Origin of the sequence: Pseudomonas sp. AN-B15, assembly GCF_019056475.1 — a bacterium.
Lineage (GTDB): Bacteria > Pseudomonadota > Gammaproteobacteria > Pseudomonadales > Pseudomonadaceae > Aquipseudomonas > Aquipseudomonas parakoreensis.
Window position 1 is genome coordinate 438,951 of sequence record NZ_CP049737.1, and the last position, 21,186, is coordinate 460,136.

21 protein-coding genes are annotated in these 21,186 nt (G+C 61.4%); 8 read left to right on the forward strand and 13 right to left on the reverse strand.

Annotated features, from left to right (window positions below):
• The first annotated feature begins 7 nt into the window (after positions 1-7).
• The 5 genes from GTQ41_RS01980 (at position 8) to GTQ41_RS02000 (ending at position 7,288) form a co-directional block, all read left to right on the forward strand.
• Positions 8-1,792 (forward strand): glucan biosynthesis protein G, encoded by a 1,785-nt coding sequence (locus GTQ41_RS01980; RefSeq protein ID WP_161794907.1) that lies wholly within the window; start codon positions 8-10, stop codon positions 1,790-1,792.
• A complete protein-coding gene (gene mdoH / locus GTQ41_RS01985; RefSeq protein WP_047290875.1) occupies positions 1,785-4,355 on the forward strand; it encodes a glucans biosynthesis glucosyltransferase MdoH in 2,571 nt (856 codons plus the stop codon). Before GTQ41_RS01980 ends, mdoH begins: the two co-directional genes overlap by 8 nt.
• A gap of 266 nt (positions 4,356-4,621) precedes the next feature.
• Positions 4,622-5,419 carry a transporter substrate-binding domain-containing protein gene (locus GTQ41_RS01990; protein ID WP_047290876.1) on the forward strand — a complete coding sequence of 266 codons (798 nt, stop codon included), beginning with the start codon at positions 4,622-4,624 and terminating at the stop codon, positions 5,417-5,419.
• A 182-nt stretch (positions 5,420-5,601) separates the two neighbouring features.
• Positions 5,602-6,561, forward strand: coding sequence for an amino acid ABC transporter permease (locus GTQ41_RS01995; protein WP_041071503.1), 960 nt, complete (start codon positions 5,602-5,604; stop codon positions 6,559-6,561).
• Complete coding sequence (locus GTQ41_RS02000; protein WP_041071506.1) at positions 6,554-7,288, forward strand: amino acid ABC transporter ATP-binding protein; 735 nt, start codon at positions 6,554-6,556, stop codon at positions 7,286-7,288. Before GTQ41_RS01995 ends, GTQ41_RS02000 begins: the two co-directional genes overlap by 8 nt.
• Positions 7,289-7,442: 154 nt before the next feature.
• Here the strand turns inward: GTQ41_RS02000 and GTQ41_RS02005 are convergent, their stop codons facing one another.
• From GTQ41_RS02005 to ubiE, 10 genes are all read right to left on the reverse strand, one after another.
• On the reverse strand, positions 7,443-9,359 hold the full coding sequence (locus GTQ41_RS02005; protein WP_131670922.1) for a methyl-accepting chemotaxis protein: 1,917 nt from the start codon (positions 9,357-9,359) through the stop codon (positions 7,443-7,445).
• A 191-nt stretch (positions 9,360-9,550) separates the two neighbouring features.
• The gene (locus GTQ41_RS02010) at positions 9,551-10,258 is read right to left on the reverse strand and encodes a 16S rRNA (uracil(1498)-N(3))-methyltransferase (RefSeq protein WP_047290878.1); all 708 of its coding nucleotides are present in this window, start codon (positions 10,256-10,258) and stop codon (positions 9,551-9,553) included.
• Positions 10,255-11,046 carry a twin-arginine translocase subunit TatC gene (gene tatC, locus GTQ41_RS02015; protein ID WP_047290879.1) on the reverse strand — a complete coding sequence of 264 codons (792 nt, stop codon included), beginning with the start codon at positions 11,044-11,046 and terminating at the stop codon, positions 10,255-10,257. Before tatC ends, GTQ41_RS02010 begins: the two co-directional genes overlap by 4 nt.
• Entirely contained in the window at positions 11,043-11,507 is a 465-nt protein-coding gene (tatB, locus tag GTQ41_RS02020; RefSeq protein ID WP_080963229.1) for a Sec-independent protein translocase protein TatB, read from the reverse strand. Before tatB ends, tatC begins: the two co-directional genes overlap by 4 nt.
• Before the next feature lie 10 nt (positions 11,508-11,517).
• Complete coding sequence (locus GTQ41_RS02025; RefSeq protein WP_003220847.1) at positions 11,518-11,799, reverse strand: twin-arginine translocase TatA/TatE family subunit; 282 nt, start codon at positions 11,797-11,799, stop codon at positions 11,518-11,520.
• A gap of 25 nt (positions 11,800-11,824) precedes the next feature.
• Positions 11,825-12,157 (reverse strand): phosphoribosyl-ATP diphosphatase, encoded by a 333-nt coding sequence (locus tag GTQ41_RS02030; protein ID WP_007909355.1) that lies wholly within the window; start codon positions 12,155-12,157, stop codon positions 11,825-11,827.
• A complete protein-coding gene (gene hisI / locus GTQ41_RS02035) occupies positions 12,150-12,551 on the reverse strand; it encodes a phosphoribosyl-AMP cyclohydrolase (RefSeq protein ID WP_003220851.1) in 402 nt (133 codons plus the stop codon). Before hisI ends, GTQ41_RS02030 begins: the two co-directional genes overlap by 8 nt.
• Positions 12,552-12,631: 80 nt before the next feature.
• Complete coding sequence (gene ubiB / locus GTQ41_RS02040; protein ID WP_047290881.1) at positions 12,632-14,236, reverse strand: ubiquinone biosynthesis regulatory protein kinase UbiB; 1,605 nt, start codon at positions 14,234-14,236, stop codon at positions 12,632-12,634.
• The gene (locus GTQ41_RS02045; protein WP_003220855.1) at positions 14,233-14,856 is read right to left on the reverse strand and encodes an SCP2 domain-containing protein; all 624 of its coding nucleotides are present in this window, start codon (positions 14,854-14,856) and stop codon (positions 14,233-14,235) included. Before GTQ41_RS02045 ends, ubiB begins: the two co-directional genes overlap by 4 nt.
• Positions 14,856-15,626 carry a bifunctional demethylmenaquinone methyltransferase/2-methoxy-6-polyprenyl-1,4-benzoquinol methylase UbiE gene (gene ubiE / locus GTQ41_RS02050; RefSeq protein ID WP_007961779.1) on the reverse strand — a complete coding sequence of 257 codons (771 nt, stop codon included), beginning with the start codon at positions 15,624-15,626 and terminating at the stop codon, positions 14,856-14,858. Before ubiE ends, GTQ41_RS02045 begins: the two co-directional genes overlap by 1 nt.
• A gap of 154 nt (positions 15,627-15,780) precedes the next feature.
• Here ubiE and GTQ41_RS02055 point away from each other — a divergent pair, with 154 nt between their 5' ends.
• The 3 genes from GTQ41_RS02055 to GTQ41_RS02065 all read left to right on the forward strand — a co-directional run bounded on the left by GTQ41_RS02055 (position 15,781) and on the right by GTQ41_RS02065 (position 17,633).
• Positions 15,781-16,056, forward strand: coding sequence for a polyhydroxyalkanoic acid system family protein (locus tag GTQ41_RS02055; RefSeq protein ID WP_003220859.1), 276 nt, complete (start codon positions 15,781-15,783; stop codon positions 16,054-16,056).
• A gap of 250 nt (positions 16,057-16,306) precedes the next feature.
• On the forward strand, positions 16,307-16,729 hold the full coding sequence (locus GTQ41_RS02060; protein WP_041074948.1) for a phasin family protein: 423 nt from the start codon (positions 16,307-16,309) through the stop codon (positions 16,727-16,729).
• 10 nt (positions 16,730-16,739) lie between these two features.
• Positions 16,740-17,633 (forward strand): phasin family protein, encoded by an 894-nt coding sequence (locus GTQ41_RS02065; protein WP_047290882.1) that lies wholly within the window; start codon positions 16,740-16,742, stop codon positions 17,631-17,633.
• 171 nt (positions 17,634-17,804) lie between these two features.
• Here the strand turns inward: GTQ41_RS02065 and GTQ41_RS02070 are convergent, their stop codons facing one another.
• From GTQ41_RS02070 to phaZ, 3 genes are all read right to left on the reverse strand, one after another.
• Entirely contained in the window at positions 17,805-18,425 is a 621-nt protein-coding gene (locus tag GTQ41_RS02070) for a TetR/AcrR family transcriptional regulator (protein ID WP_047290883.1), read from the reverse strand.
• A 30-nt stretch (positions 18,426-18,455) separates the two neighbouring features.
• Positions 18,456-20,138, reverse strand: a complete 1,683-nt coding sequence (phaC, locus tag GTQ41_RS02075) for a class II poly(R)-hydroxyalkanoic acid synthase (protein WP_047290884.1) — start codon at positions 20,136-20,138, stop codon at positions 18,456-18,458.
• 139 nt (positions 20,139-20,277) lie between these two features.
• Complete coding sequence (gene phaZ / locus GTQ41_RS02080) at positions 20,278-21,132, reverse strand: poly(3-hydroxyalkanoate) depolymerase (RefSeq protein WP_041074940.1); 855 nt, start codon at positions 21,130-21,132, stop codon at positions 20,278-20,280.
• Positions 21,133-21,186: the final 54 nt, after the last annotated feature.

Genomic DNA, 21,186 nt, shown 5'->3' on the forward strand with positions numbered 1-21,186 from the left:
AGCAAAAATGTCTGCCAAACGCATGCGAAGTGCCCTGGTAGCGGGTTCGGCGCTCCTGTGCCTGCTCAGCGCCGGCCAGCTTTGGGCGTTCAATCTTGACGATGTATCAGCCAAGGCTAAAGAGCTCGCCGGGCAGAAATTCGAAGCCCCGCGCAGCAACCTGCCGAACGAATTCCGCGACATGAAATTCGCGGACTATCAGAAAATCCGCTTCCTCACCGAAAAGGCTGAGTGGGCCGATCAGAAGACCCCGTTCAAGCTGTCCTTCTATCACCAGGGCATGCACTTCGATACGCCAGTGAAAATCAACGAAATCACGGCGAACACCGTCGAAGAGATCAAATACGATCCGACCCGCTTCGATTTCGGCGACCTCAAGTTCGATCCGAAGGCCACCGAGCAGCTGGGCTACGCCGGTTTCCGCGTGCTGTACCCGATCAACAAGGCCGACAAGCAAGACGAAATCATGACCATGCTTGGCGCGAGTTACTTCCGCGTCGTCGGCAAGGGTCACACCTACGGTCTGTCGGCCCGTGGTCTGGCGATCGACACCGCGCTGCCGTCGGGCGAAGAGTTTCCGCGTTTCCGCGAATTCTGGATTCAGCAGCCGAAGCCGGGCGACAAGCACCTGGTGATCTTCGCCCTGCTCGATTCGCCGCGCGCCACCGGTGCCTATCGGCTGATCCTGCGTCCGGGCAGCGACACCATTGTCGACGTCAAGGCGCAGATGTTCCTGCGTGACAAGGTCGGCAAACTGGGCATCGCGCCGTTGACCAGCATGTTCCTGTTCGGCGCCAACCAGCCGTCGAAAGTCCTCAACTACCGTCGTGAACTGCACGACTCCAGCGGTCTGTCGATCCATGCCGGCAACGGCGAGTGGATCTGGCGTCCGCTGAACAACCCGAAACACCTGGCCGTGAGCAACTTCAGCGTCGAGAACCCGCGTGGTTTTGGTCTGCTGCAGCGTGGCCGCGACTTCAGCCACTACGAAGACCTCGACGACCGCTACGACAAGCGTCCAAGTGCGTGGATCGAGCCGAAGGGCGAGTGGGGCAAGGGCACCGTTGATCTGGTAGAGATTCCGACCGCTGACGAAACCAACGACAACATCGTTGCGTTCTGGAGCCCGGAAACCATGCCGGAGCCGGGCAAGCCGCTGGACTTCGCCTACCGCCTGCACTGGACCATGGACGAAGCGGCGATTCACGCCCCGGACAGTGCCTGGGTCAAGCAGACCCTGCGTTCGACCGGTGACGTCAAGCAGTCGAACCTGATTCGTCAGCCGGATGGAAGCGTTGCTTACCTGGTCGACTTCGAAGGTCCATCGCTGGCAGCCCTGGCGCCGGATGCCGACGTACGCAGTCAGGTCAGCGTTGGCGATAACGCCGAACTGGTCGAGAACAGCGTGCGTTACAACCCGGAAACCAAGGGCTGGCGCCTGACCCTGCGGATGAAGATCAAGGACGCGAGCAAGTCCACGGAGATGCGTGCTGCCCTGGTCCAGCCAGTGGTCACCGCTGATCTGGCCAAATCTTCGGTACCGGCGTCGAATTCGTCGGTGGCCAAGGCTGACAAGATCGCCGCCAAGCAACAAGAGAAGGAAGACAAGGAAGCCAAGGCCGCTGAAGCCAAACAGGCCGACGCCAAGCCCGCCGCAGATGCCAAGGACAAGGCCAACAAAGACGCCAAGCAGCCAGCGGCTGCGAACGCGGCCCCAGCCACACCGGAATCGGCGCCGACTGAAGAAGTCCTGACCGAGACCTGGAGCTATCAGTTGCCTGCCGATGAGTAACTCTCAAGTACAGCCAGAAACTCTGTCGGAGTATCTGGCGCATCTGCCGATGACCGACGAGCAGCGCGCGGAACTCGCGGGCTGCCAGTCTTTCAGCGAACTGCACCAGCGCCTGTCGTCGCCAACGTTCGACGCCCCTGCCGAAGCCGCCCAGGCTTCGGTGGGCAAGCGCCTGACCCTGAGCACCGCAGAGGAACTGGAAGAGGCGGAGATGCTGGTGCTCGACGCCAGCGGCCGGGTCGCCATGAAGGCGACGCCGCCCATCCACCGGACCAAAGTCGTGCCGGAACCCTGGCGCACCAATATTCTGGTGCGTGGCTGGCGCCGTCTGACCGGTCGCACCAACCCGCCGCAGCCGCCAAAAGATGCGAATGTGTTGCCGGCCGCGCGCTGGCGCACCGTCGGTTCGATCCGTCGCTACATTCTGTTGCTGCTGATGCTCGGCCAGACCATCGTCGCCGGCTGGTACATGAAAGGCATCATGCCGTACCAGGGCTGGTCGTTCGTCGATCTTGAAGAGGTCCTGCACCAGCCGCTGCTGCAAACCGCCACGCAAGTGCTGCCGTATGCGCTGCAAACCAGCATCCTGATTCTGTTCGGGATTCTGTTCTGCTGGGTGTCGGCCGGCTTCTGGACGGCGCTGATGGGCTTCCTCGAGTTGCTCACCGGTCACGACAAATACCGTATCTCCGGCAAAAGCGCCGGCAACGAGCCGATTCCGAAAGACGCTCGTACTGCGCTGGTGATGCCGATCTGCAACGAAGACGTGCCCCGGGTATTCGCCGGTCTGCGCGCCACCTTCGAATCGGTCGCGGCCACCGGTGATCTGGATCGTTTCGACTTCTTCGTCCTCAGCGACAGTAACGACACCGATATCTGCGTCGCCGAGCAACAGGCGTGGCTGGACGTCTGCCGCGAAGCCAAGGGCTTCGGCAAGATCTTCTATCGCCGCCGTCGCCGTCGTGTGAAACGCAAGAGCGGCAACCTCGACGACTTCTGCCGTCGCTGGGGCGGTGACTACAAGTACATGGTCGTGCTCGACGCCGACTCGGTGATGAGCGGCGAGTGCCTGACCAGTCTGGTGCGCCTGATGGAAGCCACGCCGGACGCCGGGATCATCCAGACCGCGCCACGTGCGTCGGGCATGGACACGCTGTATGCGCGCATGCAGCAGTTCGCCACCCGCGTCTACGGTCCGCTGTTTACCGCCGGTCTGCACTTCTGGCAGTTGGGTGAATCCCACTACTGGGGTCACAACGCGATCATTCGCATGAAGCCGTTCATCGACCACTGCGCCCTGGCGCCGTTGCCGGGCAAAGGTGCGTTTTCCGGGGCGATTCTGTCCCACGACTTCGTTGAAGCCGCGCTGATGCGTCGTGCCGGTTGGGGCGTGTGGATTGCCTACGATCTGCCGGGCAGCTACGAAGAACTGCCGCCGAACCTGCTCGACGAACTCAAGCGTGACCGTCGCTGGTGCCACGGCAACCTGATGAACTTCCGCCTGTTCCTGGTCAAGGGCATGCACCCGGTGCACCGTGCGGTGTTCCTGACTGGCGTGATGTCGTACCTGTCGGCACCGTTGTGGTTCTTCTTCCTGGTGCTGTCGACCGCGCTGCTGGCGGTGAACACGCTGATGGAGCCACAGTACTTCCTGGAACCGCGTCAGCTTTATCCGCTGTGGCCGCAATGGCACCCGGACAAGGCGATCGCGCTGTTCTCGACGACCATTGTGCTGCTGTTCCTGCCGAAACTGCTGAGCATCATCCTGATCTGGGCCAAGGGCGCGAAAGAGTTCGGTGGCAAGTTCAAGGTGACCCTGTCGATGCTGCTGGAAATGCTGTTCTCCATGCTGCTGGCGCCGGTGCGGATGATTTTCCACACCCGTTTCGTCCTGGCCGCGTTCCTCGGCTGGGCCGCGACCTGGAACTCGCCGCAGCGTGACGACGACTCCACGCCATGGAGCGAGGCGGTCAAGCGCCACGGTCCGCAGACCTTGCTGGGTTTCTGCTGGGCGCTGCTGGTGATCTGGCTGAACCCGAGCTTCCTGTGGTGGCTGGTGCCGATCGTCGGTTCGCTGATGCTGTCGATCCCGGTGTCGGTGATTTCCAGTCGTGTCGGTCTGGGCCTCAAGTCCCGTGACGAGAGCCTGTTCCTCATCCCGGAGGAATACAATCCGCCGCAGGCGCTGCTGGCCACCGATCAGTACACCCATGAAAACCGTTGGCACGCGCTGAACGACGGCTTTATTCGTGCGGTGGTCGATCCACAGCAGAACGCCCTGGCGTGTTCGCTGGCGACCTCCCGTCACGGTCAGGCCGAGCCGATCGAGTGGCTGCGTCAGGAGCGTGTGCGTCACGCGATCAAGGTCGGTCCGGCCGGGCTGAACAACCATGATCGCCTGCAACTGCTGAGCGATCCGGTGGCCCTGGCCCGTCTGCACGAGCAGGTGTGGGCCGAAGGTCACGCCGAGTGGCTGGACGCATGGCGGGCCTCGGTGAAAGCCGATCCCCACGCGCCGCTGCTGCCGTTGCGACCGCTGAGCATGCAGGCTCAGCCGGCCTAAGAAAAAGCCCCGCCAATGCGGGGCTTTTTTTTAAAAGATCGCAGCCTTCGGCAGCTCCTGCAGGGTTAGGCGCACACCTGTAGGAGCTGCCGGAGGCTGCGATCTTTTGCTTTTAAAACCCTCCCTGCAACAACAAATCCCCGCAAAAAACCTTGTGCAAACGGACGAGTGCGTTAGCATCCGTCCCCGAATTGGCGCACCCGGGCATTTTTGCCCATCACGGCTGGTTTTCGCGCCGCACATGCAATGGTTTTGGGGACTTGAAGATGAAGAAGTATCTGTCGATGCTGCTGGTCGGCGTCACGGCACTGGTTGCAGTCAATGCGGCGCACGCCGGTGCAATCGATGACGCGGTCAAGCGCGGCACGTTGAAAGTCGGTATGGATCCGACCTACATGCCGTTCGAAATGACCAACAAGCGCGGCGAGATCATCGGCTTCGAAGTCGACATCCTCAAAGCCATGACCAAGGCCATGGGCGTCAAGCTGGAACTGGTCTCCACCGGTTATGACGGGATCATCCCGGCGCTGATGACCGACAAGTTCGACATGATCGGCAGCGGCATGACCCTGACCCAGGAGCGCAACCTGCGCCTGAACTTCAGCGAACCGTTCATCGTGGTCGGCCAGACCTTGCTGATCCGCAAGGAGCTGGAAGGCACCATCAAGTCCTATAAAGACCTGAACACCGCCGACTACCGCATCACCTCCAAGCTCGGCACCACCGGTGAGATGGTCGCCAAGAAGCTGATCGCCAAAGCCAAGTACCACGGCTACGACAACGAGCAGGAAGCGGTGCTCGACGTGGTCAACGGCAAGGCCGACGCGTTCATCTACGACGCGCCGTACAACGTGGTCGCGGTGAACAAGGTCGGCGCCGGCAAACTGGTGTTCCTCGACAAGCCGTTCACCTACGAGCCGCTGGCCTTCGGTCTGAAGAAGGGTGATTACGACAGCCTCAACTTCATCAACAACTTCCTGCACCAGATCCACGAAGACGGCACCTACGATCGCATCCATGACAAGTGGTTCAAGAGCACCGAGTGGCTCGAGGACATGGAATAAGCCCGGTAGTTGTGGCGAGGGAGCTTGCTCCCGCTCGGCTGCGAAGCAGTCGTAAACCGGTTGACTCGTTGTACCCGACGTTGCGCGGTGGCTGATTTCAGGGCTGCTGCGCACCCCAGCGGGAGCAAGCTCCCTCGCCACAGAGGGAGCGAGCATCCTGATCGATATGGATTTGCTCTTAGATGAAACAGAAAAAAGCCCAATGGCCCTGGCACGTCCTGACCGTGCTGGTGCTGGTCGGCCTGGCGGGCGCGTTGTATTACGCCACGTCGCTGATGTCCTACGAATGGCGCTGGAACCGCGTGCCGCAGTACTTCGCCTATCAGGCCGAAGAGTCCCAGCGCGCCAGCGACATCTCCACCGTCACCGAACTGGTGCGCAAGGGCGGCAGCGCGCAGGTCACCCTGCGCAACGACGCCGGTGACGAGCAGCACCTGACCGTCGACGAAAACAGCCTGCAATTCGCTCAGGGCGACGATGTGGCGGAAGGCGACGTCGTAGGCGTAACCCGGCATTGGGCGGCAGGGCCGCTGCTGTGGGGGCTGTGGACCACGCTGTGGCTGTCGGTGGTGTCTGGGGTACTCGGTCTGCTGATCGGTCTGGTCACCGGGCTGTGCCGCCTGTCGAGCAACCCGACCCTGCGCGACCTGTCGAGCATCTACGTCGAACTGGTGCGCGGCACGCCGCTGCTGGTGCAGATCTTCATTTTCTACTTCTTCATCGGCACGGTGATGAACCTGTCCCGGGAGTTCGCCGGGATCGCCGCGTTGTCGCTGTTCACCGGTGCCTACGTGGCCGAGATCATCCGCTCCGGCGTGCAGTCGATTGCCCGCGGGCAGAACGAAGCGGCGCGTTCGCTGGGTCTGAGTGCTGGCCAGTCGATGCGCCATGTGGTGCTGCCGCAAGCGTTCAAACGCGTACTGCCGCCGCTGGCCGGGCAGTTCATCAGTCTGGTCAAGGACACCTCGCTGGTGTCGGTGATCGCGATTACCGAGCTGCTGAAAAGCGGCCGTGAAGTCATCACCACCTCGTTCTCGCCGTTCGAAATCCTGTTCTGCGTCGCCGGCCTGTACCTGTTGATCAACCTGCCGCTGTCGAAAATCGCCAGCCGGCTTGAGCGGAGGCTCGCGCAAAGTGATTGAAGTCCGCGATCTGGTAAAAGTCTTCGACACCCGTGGCCAAGTAGTGCGGGCGGTGGATAACGTCACCACCACGGTGGCCAAGGGTGAAGTACTGGTGGTGATCGGCCCGTCCGGCTCCGGCAAATCGACCTTCCTGCGCTGCCTCAATGGCCTGGAAGCGTTCGACTCGGGTTCGGTGAGCATCGACGGCCTGCAACTGGCCGACCCGAAAACCGACGTCAACGCCTACCGCCGCGAAGTCGGCATGGTCTTCCAGCATTTCAACCTGTTCCCGCACATGACGGTGCTGGAAAACCTCTGCCTGGCGCAGAAGGTCGTGCGCAAGCGCGGACAGAAGGAAAGTGAAGCCAAGGCCTTGGCGTTGCTGGAGAAGGTCGGTATCGCGCAAAAAGCCCGCGAATACCCGTCACGTCTGTCCGGCGGTCAGCAGCAGCGCGTAGCGATCGCCCGGGCGCTGGCGATGGACCCGAAAGTGATGCTGTTCGACGAGCCGACATCGGCCCTCGACCCGGAAATGGTCGGTGAAGTGCTGGACGTGATGAAGAACCTCGCCGTGGAAGGCATGACCATGGTCTGCGTGACCCACGAAATGGGCTTCGCCCGGGAAGTGGCGGATCGGGTGCTGTTCTTCGATCACGGTAAATTGCTGGAAGATGCGTCCCCGGCGGAGTTCTTCGATGCGCCGAAGGATCCGCGGGCGCAGGCTTTCCTGCGTCAGGTCTTGTAACGGCGGCGTTCTCCCGGACGCCATCGCTGGCAAGCCAGCTCCCACAGTAAATGGGTTGAACACGAACTTTGTGAACGACTGGAAACCTGTGGGAGCTGGCTTGCCAGCGATAGCATCACCTCGGTCCACAGTGAACCGAGGTCGATGGATCACCTCAAACCTTGAACCGCCCCACCAGCATCTGCAGATGTGTCCCCAGCCGCGCCAACTCAACACTCGACGCCGCCGTCTCTTCACTCGCCGCTGACGTCTGATCCGATACATCCCGCACATTCAGCACACTGCGGTTGATCTCTTCAGCCACGGCGCTCTGCTGCTCTGCCGCTGCGGCAATCTGCTGGTTCATCGCCTGAATCGCCGACACGGTACGGGTGATGCTTTCCAGCGAGCCACCGGCGCGGCGGGTCAGTTCGACGCTGCTGTCGGTCAGGCTGCGGCTGTTGTCCATGATCGTCGCCACTTGCTGGGTGCCGGTCTGCAGGCCGACGATCAGCTCTTCGATCTCTTCCGTGGACTTCTGCGTGCGCTGGGCGAGGCTGCGCACTTCATCGGCGACCACCGCAAAGCCACGCCCGGCTTCACCGGCACGCGCCGCCTCGATGGCGGCGTTGAGCGCCAGCAGGTTGGTTTGCTGGGCCACCGACTTGATCACGTCGAGCACGCTGCCGATCTTGTCGCTCTCGCGCTTGAGTTCGCCCATAGCCTCGGTGGAGTGGCCAACCTCGGTCGCGAGGCGCTCGATCTGCGCGATGGCTTCACCCACCACTTTGTCGCCTTCGCGGGCCTGCTGGTCAGCAGCGACGGCCGCTTCCGAAGCTTCCTCGGCGTTGCGCGCGACTTCCTGCACCGTGGCAGCCATTTCGTTCATGGCGGTGGCGACCTGGTCGGTCTCGACTTTCTGATTGTTGACCCCGGCGCTGGTCTGCTCGGTGACGGCAGACAACTCTTCGGCGGCACTGGCGATCTGCGTGACGCCGTCGCTGATGCCGCCGATCAGCTCGCGCAGACCTTGGGTCATGCTCTGCATCGAGCGCTGCAACTGGCCGAGTTCGTCGCGGCGCTGCGACACCAGATTATGCGTCAGGTCGCCGGCGGCCACCTGTTCGGCGACTTTCAGGGTCTGGTTCAGCGGAATGATGATCTGTCGGGTGATCGCCCATGCGGCCAGCAAGCCGAAGGCTAAGGCGAGCAAGGTGGCGATGATCAGCATGTTCTTGGCGTGCGCGGCATCGGTGTCGCGCACCACGGTTTGCGATTGCGTGAGCTGCTTGCTGACGTCGAGCAGGATGTCGCCCTGAGCTGACATGCGCGCCAGAGCCTTGGCACTGGCGACCTGCGAGTCGCGGAACTGGCTGACCGCCGCGCGATAAGCCTTGAGCGAATCAGTGGCCTGTTGCAGGTTGGCGATATGCTGCTCGGGTAGCTTGGCCGGCAGGGTTTCGAGGTTTTTCAGGGCGTTGTCGATGGCGTCGAGCGCAGGTTGTTCGGCTTCGGTCTTGCCGCTGTAGGTATAGCCACGCACCTGGAAGCGCGCTTGCTGGATCAGTTTGCTCAGATCGATCACCGCGTTGAACTGCGCAATGCTGTCGCCCTGGAGCATGGATTTCTCCACCTCGGCGACCTTGGCCACGGCGTTGTCGGCGGTGGCGCCGAGTTTGCTGCGGGCGTCTTCCCGGTTGGCCCCGGCCTGCACCATCTCGGCGAAGGCGCGTTTGTATTCGGCGACGGCGGCCAGTTGCTGGTCGACTCTGGCGGCATCGGCTGGTTGTTCGATCAGGCCTCGGGCGGTTTGCAGGCCGCTGTCGAGCTTGGTCAGCAACTCGTTGACCGCGCCCGGGCCTTGTTCGCCGCGACGAGCTTCATAGTCCAGACGGGCCAGGCGCAGGTCCTTGGTCAGTTCATTGAGGCTGGAGATGAAGCCGAGCTTGTCGCCACGGCTGATGATGCCGCTCATGCCGGTCCAGCCGGTAAAGGTGATCAACAGGGTGAGCAACAGCACCAGGCCGAAACCGATACCCAGCTTGCGTTTGACGCTGACGTTTCCAAGATTCTCGGCTAACCAACGGTACATGCGACGACTCCCCTCGGACCACTAATTGGACTTATGGGGACTGTATCGGCTGGGTGATGGCAATCTGTAACCCGATTTGTCCGACACCGCCCTTGTGTAGGAGCTGCCGCAGGCTGATCTTTTGATCTTGCTGTTAAAAAAACAAGATCAAAAGATCGCAGCCTGCGGCAGCTCCTCCAGGGAGAGGTGTGTCAGAACAGGCGGGCGAGCAGGGCGGTGACGGCGGTTTCGACGCGCAGGATGCGCTCGCCCAGTTGCACCGGTTGCAGGCCGGACTTGGCAAGCAGGTCGATCTCGTAAGGAATCCAGCCACCTTCGGGGCCGATCGCCAGCGTTACCGGTTCGCTCAACGCGCGCGGGCACGGCGGAAAATTGCCAGGATGGCCGACCAGGCCGAGGGTGCCTTCGGTTATCGCAGGCAGTCGGTCTTCGACGAACGGCTTGAAGCGCTTCTCGATAATGATGTCCGGCACCACGGTATCGCGGGCCTGTTCGAGGCCGAGGATCAAATTCTCGCGAATCGCCTCCGGCTCCAGAAACGGCGTCTGCCAGAAACTCTTCTCGACCCGGTAGCTGTTGACCAGAATCACCTTCGACACGCCCATGGTCGCCACGGTCTGGAACACCCGGCGCAGCATTTTCGGCCGTGGCAGGGCCAGTACCAGCGTCAGCGGCAGCTTGGCCGGTGGCGGTTGATCGAGGCTGACGCGCAACTCGGCTTCGCCGGCCTCGAGGCGCAGCAGTTCAGCCGAACCCATCAGCCCATTGATGCGCCCGACGCGCAGGCTGTCGCCGACTTCGGATCGATGCACTTCCTGCATGTGCGTCAGGCGCCGGTCACGCAGCACGACGCGGTCGGCCGCGATGAAGTCGGCCTCTTCGAGCAACAGCAGGTTCATGCCTGGGTCGCTGGCGGCTGGTCGTTGTGATCGTCAGCCGGCGTTTCGTCCGGGCGTTCGCGTTTGCTGACCAGGCTGCCGAACAGAATGCCGATTTCAAACAGCATCCACATCGGCACGGCCAGCAGGGTCTGCGAGAAGATGTCCGGCGGCGTGAGGATCATGCCGACCACGAAGCAGCCGATGATCACGTACGGACGGATCTTCTTCAGGTATTTGACGTCGACCACGCCGATCCACACCAGCAGCACCACGGCCACCGGGATTTCGAACGCGACGCCGAAGGCGAAGAACAGCGTCATCACAAAGTCGAGGTAACTGGTGATGTCGGTCATCATTTCCACGCCGGCCGGAGTGGCCGCGGCGAAGAACTTGAAGATCAGCGGGAACACGAAGTAATAGGCGAACGCCATGCCGGTGTAGAACAGCAGGATGCTCGACACCAGCAGCGGCACGGCGACGCGTTTCTCATGCTTGTACAGGCCCGGCGCGATGAAACCCCAGATCTGGTGCAGGATCACCGGAATCGCGAGGAACAGCGAGACCATCATCGTCAGCTTCAGCGGCGTGAGGAACGGTGACGACACATCCGTGGCGATCATCGTCGCACCGGCCGGCAGGTACTGGCGCAGCGGCGTCGAGACGAAGGTGTAGATCTGCTGGGTGAAGGCGAACAACCCGGCGAAGATGATGAACACCGCCGCTACACAACGCAGCAGGCGGGTGCGCAACTCGGTGAGGTGCGATACCAGCGGCATGTGCTGGTCGTTTTCGGGGAGATCGCTCATGGGGCTCGCGGCGGCAAAGTGGTGTCGTGAGGCGCAGGTGTGATCGGCGCGGCGGTTGGAGATACGTGTTCAACCGAAGTTTCTGTAGCAGTCGGCACGGGGGCTGGCGGCGCTACAGCGGCGGCAGGTGCAGGTGTCGGAGCTGTTACAGCTGGCGCGGCTGGCGCATGAATCGTCTGCTCACCCACATGCTCAACCGGCGTAGGCTCCTGCTGAACCGGCGTGAAAATCTTCCGCGCCTCCTGCTCCAGCGACAGGATGTGTTCGTTGTGCAGTTGCCGGCGGATTTCGTCGGCACCGATTTCACGTTCAACTTCCTGTTTGATCGCGTTGAAGCTGCGCTTCAGCCGGCCGACCCACAGGCCGGCGGTGCGCGCAGCGCCCGGCAGACGCTCGGGGCCCAGCACCAGCAGGGCGACGAGGCCGACGAGCAGCAGTTCAGAGAAGCTGATACCAAACATTAGTCAGTGCTCACACGTCTTTGCGGATCGGCTCTTCGACTTTCTGCGCCTGCACGTCGATGGTGTGCGGCGGGTTGGCCTGAGCGGTGGCTTGCGGCTGCACCGGAGGCACCGGTTGCGCAGGCGTTACGGTCGGATCGGCGGCGGGTTTCTCATCGTCGTTCATGGCTTTGCGAAAACCCTTGATCGACTCACCGACGTCGGTGCCGAGGTTTTTCAGTTTCTTGGTGCCGAACACCAGCACCACGACTACCAGAATGACGATCCAGTGTTTCCAGTCAAAAATGCCCATGTTGCTGTTCCTCTCTAAAAATTGTTCAGGCGGACGGACGCGAGGCTTTCTCGACGTGTCCGGACAGGCCGAAGCGGCGATCCAGTTCATCCAGCACGGCCTGCGGATGCTGCCCCAACTGGGCGAGCATGACCATGCTGTGGAACCACAGGTCGGCAGTCTCGTAGATCACATCGCTGCAGTCACCGCTGATGGCGGCGTCCTTGGCGGCAATAATGGTTTCGACCGACTCTTCGCCGACTTTCTCCAGAATCTTGTTCAGGCCCTTGTGATACAGACTAGCTACATATGAGCTGTCGGCCGCTGCGCCTTTGCGCTCTTCGAGCACTTCGGCCAGGCGAGTCAGGGTGTCACTCATGTTTGTGTCCTGCGGAATAAATGGCGTGCGGGTCTTTCAGAACCGGGTCGACCGTTTTCCAGTCGCCGTTTTCGTAAACGCGGTAAAAGCAGCTTTGGCGGCCGGTATGGCAAGCGATGTCGCCAATCTGTTCGACCATCAGGATGATCACGTCGGCGTCACAGTCCAGACGCATTTCATGCAGGGTCTGTACGTGGCCGGACTCTTCGCCCTTGCGCCACAGCTTGCCACGGGAACGTGACCAGTAGATTGCACGGTTTTCCGCAGCGGTCAGCTCGAGCGCTTCGCGGTTCATCCAGGCCATCATCAGCACGCGTCCGGTCTTGTGATCCTGGGCAATCGCCGGCACCAGGCCATCGGCGTCCCACTTGATCTCGTCCAGCCAGTTTTTCATCTTCGACTCCGACAGCGAACCCGCACTTCAATAGTCGGGTTCAGGCGTTGAAACAGTGTGCCAGCCGATCAGCGAACTGGCTATCGGCGAACGACCAGATACAAGCCGACGGCCACCATGATGCCGGCCGGCCAATGCCCCAGTTCGTGCAGCGGGCCGCCGGCGGCGAGGATGGTACCGCCCGCCAGATGCGCACTGCCGAGCAGGCGCAGGAACCAGTCGTCCTTGCGTTTGTGCCACGGGGGCGGCGGGTCGTAGGCGTGCGGTTGAGACATGCGTTCGAGCAGATCGCGGGCCATGTTGGCCAGGTGCGGCAGCTGTTCGAACTGGCTCTGCACGTTGCCGATCAAGGCTTTGGGGCTGACGCGCTCGCGCATCCAGCGCTCAAGGAACGGCTGCGCGGTGTTCCACAGATCCAGATCCGGGTACAACTGACGACCCAGGCCTTCAATGTTCAGCAAGGTCTTTTGCAGCAGCACCAACTGCGGCTGGACTTCCATGTTGAAGCGCCGCGCGGTCTGGAACAGGCGCATCAGCACCTGGCCAAATGAAATATCTTTTAACGGTTTTTCGAAGATCGGCTCGCACACGGTACGGATCGCCGCTTCGAATTCGTTGAGTTTGGTTTCCGCCGGCACCCAGCCCGAATCGATGTGCAATTGCGCGACGCGGCGGTAGTCGCGCTTGAAGAAGGCGAACAGGTTGCGCGCCAGGTAGTCCTGGTCTTCCGGGGTCAGGCTGCCGACGATGCCGCAGTCGATCGCGATGTACTGCGGGCTCCACGGGTTGACGGTGCTGACGAAGATGTTGCCCGGGTGCATGTCGGCGTGGAAGAAACTGTCGCGGAACACCTGGGTGAAGAAGATCTCCACGCCGCGTTCGGCGAGCATTTTCATGTCGGTGCGCTGGTCGGCGAGGGTCGCCAGATCCGTTACCTGAATCCCGTAGATGCGCTCCATGACCAGCACTTTCGGCCGGCACCAGTCCCAATAGACTTGCGGCACGTAGAGCAGCGGCGAGCCTTCGAAGTTGCGCTTGAGCTGGCTGGCATTCGCCGCCTCGCGCAGCAGGTCGAGTTCGTCGTAGATGGTTTTTTCGTAGTCCTGCACCACGTCCACCGGGTGCAGCAGGCGGGCATCGGCGGAGATCTTTTCGGCGGCGCGGGCGAGGATGAACAGCCACGCCAGGTCTTGGGCAATCACCGGTTTCAGGCCTGGGCGGATCACCTTGACCACCACTTCTTCGCCGGTTTTCAGCTGTGCAGCATGTACCTGCGCCACCGAAGCCGAGGCCAGCGGTTCGACGTCAAAGCGGCTGAACACGTCGCTGATTTTCTTGCCCAGTTGCTCTTCGATCAACTTGATCGACAGCTGCGAATCGAACGGCGGCACACGGTCCTGCAGCAGCATCAGCTCATCGGCGATGTCTTCCGGCAGCAGGTCGCGGCGGGTCGAGAGAATCTGCCCGAACTTGATGAAGATCGGCCCCAGATCCTGCAGCGCCAGACGCAGGCGCGCGCCACGGTTCAGCTCCAGCGGTTTGCGCGGGAACCAGCGCCACGGCAGCACGTAGCGCAGCCCCAGGAGAAACCAGGGCAACGGCAGCTCGAACAGCAGGTCATCGAGGCGGTAGCGGATCACAACGCGCTGGATGCGCAACAGACGGCGGACGGCAAGCAGCTTCATGCGTTATCGCTTGGGTCGAGGGATCGGGAAAGGCGCTCGAAACGCGCCTCGAGACGTTCCAGATCAAGTTTGATCCGGTCCAGTTCGCTGAACCGCGCTTCGGCTTCGCGCTGGCCGACGAGGGTGCGCGATTCTTCGGCGAGGTATTCGGCGAGGTTCTGGTTGAGGCTGGCAAATCCTTGTTGATACCAGCGCGCGCGGCTGCGCAGGTGACCGCCAATCAGTTGCGTGGCGACCGGGCCGAGCCAGCGCGAGAGTTCGTACTCCCAGTCCAGCTCGAGGTCCTGCAACACGCCGGCCAGTTCCAGCAACACACCGCTGTCACCGTCGAGCTCGACTTCCGGGGCGTGCAGCACCGCGGTCTTGTCTTTGCTCACGGCCAGTTTCACCAGGCTGGAAGCGGGCGCGCGCAGGGTGCAGTCGACGCCGGTTTCCCAGTGCGAGGCGAGCATCAGGCCCTCATCGCTGGGCAGGATGAACAATTGCAGCGCCGGGCTGCGGCAATCCACGGCAATCACTTTGCCAGTCAGATGCGCCAGCCGCGGCAGCGCCGTGCTGTCGAGACGCAGCACCCGGTTGAGGCCGAGTTCGACGCTGGCGAGCAGCCCGGTGAGCAACATCAGGGCTTGATGCCGCGGTGCAGGGCGACGATGCCTGCGGTCATGTTGTGATAGGTCACACGGTCGAAACCGGCGTCGACCATCATCGATTTCAGGGTTTCCTGATTCGGGTGCATGCGGATCGATTCGGCCAGGTAGCGATAGCTTTCCGAATCGTTGGTGATCAGCTTGCCCATCAATGGCATGAAGGCGAACGAGTAGGCGTCGTACGCCTTGGACATCAGTGCGTTGGTCGGCTTGGAGAATTCCAGCACCAGCAGGCGACCGCCGGGCTTGAGCACGCGCAGCATCGACCGCAGGGCGTCTTCTTTATGCGTCACGTTGCGCAGGCCGAAGGCGATGGTCACGCAGTCGAAATGGTTATCCGGGAACGGCAGCTTTTCCGCATCGGCCTGGACGAATTCGACGTTGCCCGACACACCCAGATCCAGCAGGCGGTCACGACCGACCTTGAGCATCGATTCGTTGATGTCGGCCAGCACCACCTGGCCGGTCGGGCCTACGAGGTGCGAGAACTTTTTGGTCAGGTCACCGGTGCCGCCGGCGATGTCGAGCACGCGGTTGCCTGCACGCACACCGGACAGTTCGATCGCGAAACGCTTCCACAGACGGTGCATGCCGCCCGACAGAAGGTCGTTCATCAGGTCGTATTTCGCGGCTACCGAGTGGAACACCTCAGCGACTTTTTCCGCTTTCTGGCTTTCCGGAACGTTTTTGAAGCCGAAGTGAGTGGTGGGTTCGGCATCGCTGCCTTTGCGCTGATCAGTCATATCGCTGTCACCAAAAGAGAATGCGCGACATTCTAATCCCCAAGCCATGCTTTGTCTTGGAATGGCTAAAGGTAAGATGGGCAACCTTCGGGACGATTTGCCGCAGACGCGGTCAAGATTTACCGACACCCATTCATCAAGCAGGAGTCATTCAATGGCCAAAATCAGTGTTGAGCGTGCCCACAGCCTGGGCAAGGAAGCCGCCCGCGAAAAGGCCGACAAGCTGGCGCAGAAACTCTCCGATCAATATGGCCTGGAGCCGCAGTGGTCGGGCGACACCCTGAACCTCAAGCGCTCGGGCGTGAAAGGCGCGGTGCATGTGGCTGACGATTCGATCCGTGTCGATGTGGAGCTGGGCATCATGATGTCGGCCATGAGCGGCATGATCAAAGCCGAGATCGAGAAGGCGCTGGATAAAGCGCTGGTCTGATCGCGGTTTTTCTCAATCCCGAATCGCTGTGGGAGCGGGCTTGCCCGCGATGGCGTTGGGTCAGATAACGAAAATTCTGGATGTGCCGGCCTCATCGCGGGCAAGCCCGCTCCCACAAGGGTTCGTGTTTGTCCTGCAGACTGTTTATGTCAGTTGTTAGGGTGCCGTTTCTAATTTTTCTCCCTACTTTGTGCCTGAGCCCGACACATCTGCGGGCAGTTCCTCAAACCTTCTGCGCGTGAGGTGCACCATGGCCAAAGTCATTCTGAAGAAAAAAATCGACGCTTCGACTTCTGCTCTGAGCGACGTCAAATCCTATGCCCGCAAGATCTGGCTGGCAGGCCTGGGTGCCTACGCCAAGGTCGGCCAAGAGGGCAGCGACTACTTTCAAGAGTTGATCAAGGCTGGTCAAACTGTTGAAAAGAAAGGCAAAAAAGCCGTCACCGAAAAACTTGAAGCCGCCAACGCCGAGATCGATGAAGCCAAGGGTGAAGTCAGCTCGTTCAAAGGTCGTGTCGAAGTTCAGCTCGACAAGGTCGAGAAGGCGTTCGACTCCCGTGTGGCAAGCGCCTTGAATCGTATCGGCATTCCGTCTAAACATGACGTTGAGACACTCTCTGCTAAGCTCGATGAGCTGACGGCATTGCTCGAACGCGTCGCGCGTAAATCTTAAGGAGAACGGGATGGCTGGTAAAAAGAACACCGATAAAGAAGGCAGCTCGTGGATTGGGAAAGTCGAAGACTACTCCCGCAAAATCTGGCTGGCTGGTTTAGGCGTGTACTCGAAGATCGACACTGACGGCAGCAAGCTCTTCGAGTCACTGGTCAAAGACGGCGAGAAAGCCGAGAAGCTCACCAAGTCTGCAGTCGGCAAGAAAGTCGATGCCGCCAAGGACTCCGCTTCGTCGGCCAAGTCGCGCATCAGCGGCGTGAAAGATCGCGCACTGGGCAAGTGGGACGAGCTGGAAGGGGCTTTCGACAAGCGCCTGAACAGCGCGATTTCGCGCCTGGGTGTACCAAGCCGCAATGAAGTCAAAGCGCTGCACAGCAAGGTCGAAACCCTGACCAAGCAGATCGAGAAACTCACCGGTCTGAAAACCCAACCGGTCGCGGCGAAAACCGCAGCGGCCAAACCGGCAGCCAAAACGGCCGCCAAGCCACTGGCCAAAGCGGCGGCTAAACCCGCCGCGAAAGCTGCAGCCAAGCCAGCGGCAAAAACCGCTGCCGCCAAGCCTGCTGCTAAAACGGCGGCTGCCAAACCCGCTGCCAAGGCTGCCGCGAAACCGGTTGCTGCCAAAGCCGCTGCGAAACCTGCGGCCAAGTCCGCGGCCAAACCAGCCGCCAAGCCAGCAGCGAAAACCGCAGCCGCGAAACCGGCTGCCAAGCCTGCGGCCAAACCGGCTGCGGCGAAAAAACCGGCAGTGAAAAAGCCGGCCGCGCCAAAAGCCGCCGCTCCGGCAGCCAAGCCTGCAACCCCGGCAACCCCGGCCAGCGCGTCGAACTCCGCCGCTGCACCGACCCCGGTAGCGACCCCGACTGCAGCATCGACTCCGTCGACGCCAACCAGTCAGTCCTGATTTTTCAGGGCAAAACAAAACGCCCGGCCTGTGAAGGTCGGGCGTTTTTGTTTGAAGATCAAAAGATCGCAGCCTGCGGCAGCTTCTACAGAATCGTTGCCAAACCGAAAAATGGGTGGCGAACATGACCAATGTAGGAGCTGCCGCAGGCTGCGATCTTTTGATTCTGGATCACTCGTGATCTTCAAGATACTGCAGGGCCATACGTTCGGTGGCGACTTTCACCGGCGGCAGCAGATGTGGCGCCACCAGCATCATGATCTGGTACACCACCAGCCTGACCTCACCCTCGCGATCGAGTATCCGTTGATAGTCCAGCGAGAACAGCAGGGTCATGGTGATCTGCTCCACCAGTTGCCCCAACGCCTGGGTATCACTGACCAACTGCCCTGCCGCCTTCAACCGCGCCAGCAATGACGCCAGGGTGCGCTTGAGCGCATTGAGCAGATGACGAATGCCTTTGGCCAGTTTCGGCAGCCGCCCGGCAAGGTTCGACAGGTCCTGGAACAGAAACCGGTATTGCGCCAGGCGCTCGACGATCAGGTGCAGAAACAGCCAGTAATCCTCCGGCGCCAGCTCGACGTCCGACGGTGGGTCGAGCAGCGGCGTCAGTTCGTTCTGGAAACGCTCGAACAGGCCGAGAATCAGCGGCTCCTTGCCGTGGAAGTGGTAGTAGAGGTTGCCGGGGCTGATCCCCATTTCGTTGGCAACCTCCATGGTGGAAACGTTGGGCTCACCCTTTTCGTTGAACAGTTGCAGGGCACATTCGAGAATCCGGTCGCGGGTTTTCATCCAGTCTTCTTAGAAAAGTTCGGTTAAGCGTCAGCGCACATGCACGTAGGTGCCGGGCGCTGCCTCCATCGGTGGATAGTTCGGGTTGCCGAGGGTGAACGTGGTTTCGCGCTGGGCGCCGGAGCGTTGCTGAATCCACTCCAGCCACTGTGGCCACCAGCTGCCGTCGACGCGTTTGGCGTCGTAGTACCAGGCGCGTGGATCGCTGCTGAGCTTGCCGTTCTCGACGTAGTTGGCTTTCGGGTTGCTCGGCGGGTTGAGGATGCTTTGCACGTGGCCACTGTTGGACAGCACGAAGCGCCGCTCCCCGCCAAGCAACAGGGTCGAGCGGTACACCGCGTCCCACGGCGTGATGTGGTCATTCATGCCGGCCACGCTGAAGCTGTCGACCGTCACTTTCTGCAGGTCGATCGGCGTGCCACAGACTTCCAGCCCGCCCGGATGGGTCAGCGGGTTGTGCTTGAAGAAGTCCAGCAGGTCGCCGTGAAATGCGGCGGGCAGGCGGGTGTTGTCGTTGTTCCAGTAAAGGATGTCGAACGCGGGCGGCTCTTTGCCCAACAGGTAATTGTTGACGAAGTAGCTCCAGATCAGATCGTTGGGGCGCATCCAGGCGAAGACCTTCGCCATGTCGCGCCCGTCGAGCACGCCTTTCTGATAGGAGCGGCGCTTGGCGGCTTCGAGGGTTTGTTCGTCGGCGAACAGCGTGGCCGGGGTTTCAATCTGACTGTCGAGCAGGCTGACCAGATAGGTCGCGCTGGAGACACGTCGCAGCTGCCGCTTGGCCTGCAAATGCCCCTGCAGGGCGGCAATGGTCAGGCCACCGGCGCAGGCGCCCATCAGGTTGACGTCGCGGGCGCCGGTGATCGCCCGGCAGATGTTCATCGCTTCTTCCACCGCTTCGACGTAGGTCGACAGGCCCCATTCGCGATGGCGCACGTCTGGATTGCGCCAACTGATCATGAACGTCTGCAGGCCATTTTTCAGCGCGTACTGGACGAAGCTGTTCTGCGGGCTGAGGTCGAAAATGTAGTACTTGTTGATTTGCGGCGGCACCACCAGCAGCGGCTTGGCGTATTGCTTTTCGCTCATCGACTTGTACTGGATCAGCTCAAGCATCTCGTTGCGAAACACCACGGCGCCAGAGGTGGTGGCGACGGTTTTGCCGACCTCGAATGCCTGTTTGGTGACCTGGCGTGGCAGGCCGTCGTTGTGCAGCAGGTCATCGAACAGATGACTCAGACCGCGCACCAGACTGTGCCCGCCGGAGTTGAACAGCTCCTTGACTGCCAGCGGGTTGAGCAGCGTATTCGACGGTGCCACCGCGTCGTTGAGCAAGGTGAAGGCGAAGTGCGCGCGGGCGCGATCGTCATCGCTCATGTTGCTTTCATCAATCCAGCTCTTGACCTGTTTTTGCCAGGCCAGATAGGCCTGCAGGCTGCGCCGGTAGAACGGATTGAGGCTCCATGCCGGATCAGCGAAGCGGCTGTCGTTCGGGTTGGTCGGGTGCAGGGTTTCGCCGAGCAGCACGCGACCGAGTTGGCCACCGAGTTTCAAGGCGTGCTTCGCGCTGTGAATCGGGTTGCGCAGACCGTGGGCGGCGACGCTGCGCAAGGTCGAGATCAGGTCCCGGCCGCGCAGGCCGGTGATCGCACTTTGTGCGTTGATGAACACGGCGGGGCTGGGCACAACGCCCGTCGCTGGTTTGTCGCGCATGACTCAACACTCCTTCGTCTTCAGGTCAAAAACAAACTCACCGAACCAGAACACCATAGTCGCTGTTACGGGTTGCTGCCCGCGCGGCGTCCTGCCGCGCACTTTGTTCAAAACCCTGCATAAAGCCTGCCGCAGTGATTCAGCCGCCCAGCGGGGTCGGATGCGGATGCATCACCGCGCGCTGGCGTTCCTCCTCAAGGAATTTCATGATGATCGGCGCCACGGCTTCGGCGCGGGTGATCAGGAACAGATGACCGTCGTCGATGATGTGCAACTGGGCGTTGGGAATCCGCCAGGCAAGCATGCGCATGTTGATCAGCGGGATCAGCGGATCGTCGTCGCCGGCCAGTACCAGCGTCGGCTGATGGATCTTGTGCAGCCAGTGAATGCTGGTCCAGCCCAGGCCGGCGAACAGCTGCCAGTAGTAGCCGAGCTTGCCCGCCGAACGCACCTTGGCGGCATGGCTGGCGGCCAGCGTCGGGTCGCGGCGGAACGAGCCGCCGTAGATCAGCGGGGCGATACGGATCACGTGCGATGGCTGAATGTAGCGCCGCGGACTGGCCATCATCCACAGCACTTTCGGTTTGCCCGGCACCATCACCGCACCGGCGGCGGTCGCTGCCAGCACCAGCTTCTTGCAGCGCTCGGGGTAGTCGTGAGCAAACTGCTGCGCCAGCGCGCCGCCCCAGGACACGCCGATGACGTTGACCTGACCGTAATCGAGGTAGTCGAGCATCCGCGCGGTCAGCTTCGCCAGCCCGGGAAAGCGATACGGCCGGTTGGGCGTCGACGAGCCGCCGACACCGGGCACGTCGAAGGCGATCACTTCCAGATCCGGGTCCAGCGCCGCGACAAATGGAAACACCAGCTCCAGGTTGGCGCCGATGCCGTTGAAAATCAGCAAGGGCGTCAAATGAGGCTTGCCGGGGCGTACCGCCGTGCGGAGGGTCTGACCATCCAGGTCGACGGTACGGAAAATGAACGGTTGCGGCATGCTTCAGGCCCTGTGGATTAATTCATCCCGCTCCCTCTGTAGGAGCTGCCGAAG

What these genes read in the sequence shown, in the direction of transcription:
- GTQ41_RS02005 (WP_131670922.1), bottom strand. Translation starts at nt 9,359, where the DNA reads ATGTACCGTTGGTTAGCCGAGAATCTTGGAAACGTCAGCGTCAAACGC.
- phaC (WP_047290884.1), bottom strand. Translation starts at nt 20,138, where the DNA reads ATGCGCGACAAACCAGCGACGGGCGTTGTGCCCAGCCCCGCCGTGTTC.
- GTQ41_RS01990 (WP_047290876.1), top strand. Translation starts at nt 4,622, where the DNA reads ATGAAGAAGTATCTGTCGATGCTGCTGGTCGGCGTCACGGCACTGGTT.
- ubiB (WP_047290881.1), bottom strand. Translation starts at nt 14,236, where the DNA reads ATGAAGCTGCTTGCCGTCCGCCGTCTGTTGCGCATCCAGCGCGTTGTG.
- GTQ41_RS02010 (WP_047290878.1), bottom strand. Translation starts at nt 10,258, where the DNA reads ATGAACCTGCTGTTGCTCGAAGAGGCCGACTTCATCGCGGCCGACCGC.
- tatC (WP_047290879.1), bottom strand. Translation starts at nt 11,046, where the DNA reads ATGAGCGATCTCCCCGAAAACGACCAGCACATGCCGCTGGTATCGCAC.
- GTQ41_RS01995 (WP_041071503.1), top strand. Translation starts at nt 5,602, where the DNA reads ATGAAACAGAAAAAAGCCCAATGGCCCTGGCACGTCCTGACCGTGCTG.
- hisI (WP_003220851.1), bottom strand. Translation starts at nt 12,551, where the DNA reads ATGAAAAACTGGCTGGACGAGATCAAGTGGGACGCCGATGGCCTGGTG.
- GTQ41_RS02025 (WP_003220847.1), bottom strand. Translation starts at nt 11,799, where the DNA reads ATGGGCATTTTTGACTGGAAACACTGGATCGTCATTCTGGTAGTCGTG.
- ubiE (WP_007961779.1), bottom strand. Translation starts at nt 15,626, where the DNA reads ATGACTGATCAGCGCAAAGGCAGCGATGCCGAACCCACCACTCACTTC.
- mdoH (WP_047290875.1), top strand. Translation starts at nt 1,785, where the DNA reads ATGAGTAACTCTCAAGTACAGCCAGAAACTCTGTCGGAGTATCTGGCG.
- GTQ41_RS02030 (WP_007909355.1), bottom strand. Translation starts at nt 12,157, where the DNA reads ATGAGTGACACCCTGACTCGCCTGGCCGAAGTGCTCGAAGAGCGCAAA.
- GTQ41_RS02055 (WP_003220859.1), top strand. Translation starts at nt 15,781, where the DNA reads ATGGCCAAAATCAGTGTTGAGCGTGCCCACAGCCTGGGCAAGGAAGCC.
- GTQ41_RS02070 (WP_047290883.1), bottom strand. Translation starts at nt 18,425, where the DNA reads ATGAAAACCCGCGACCGGATTCTCGAATGTGCCCTGCAACTGTTCAAC.
- GTQ41_RS02045 (WP_003220855.1), bottom strand. Translation starts at nt 14,856, where the DNA reads ATGTTGCTCACCGGGCTGCTCGCCAGCGTCGAACTCGGCCTCAACCGG.
- GTQ41_RS01980 (WP_161794907.1), top strand. Translation starts at nt 8, where the DNA reads ATGTCTGCCAAACGCATGCGAAGTGCCCTGGTAGCGGGTTCGGCGCTC.
- GTQ41_RS02065 (WP_047290882.1), top strand. Translation starts at nt 16,740, where the DNA reads ATGGCTGGTAAAAAGAACACCGATAAAGAAGGCAGCTCGTGGATTGGG.
- GTQ41_RS02060 (WP_041074948.1), top strand. Translation starts at nt 16,307, where the DNA reads ATGGCCAAAGTCATTCTGAAGAAAAAAATCGACGCTTCGACTTCTGCT.
- tatB (WP_080963229.1), bottom strand. Translation starts at nt 11,507, where the DNA reads ATGTTTGGTATCAGCTTCTCTGAACTGCTGCTCGTCGGCCTCGTCGCC.
- phaZ (WP_041074940.1), bottom strand. Translation starts at nt 21,132, where the DNA reads ATGCCGCAACCGTTCATTTTCCGTACCGTCGACCTGGATGGTCAGACC.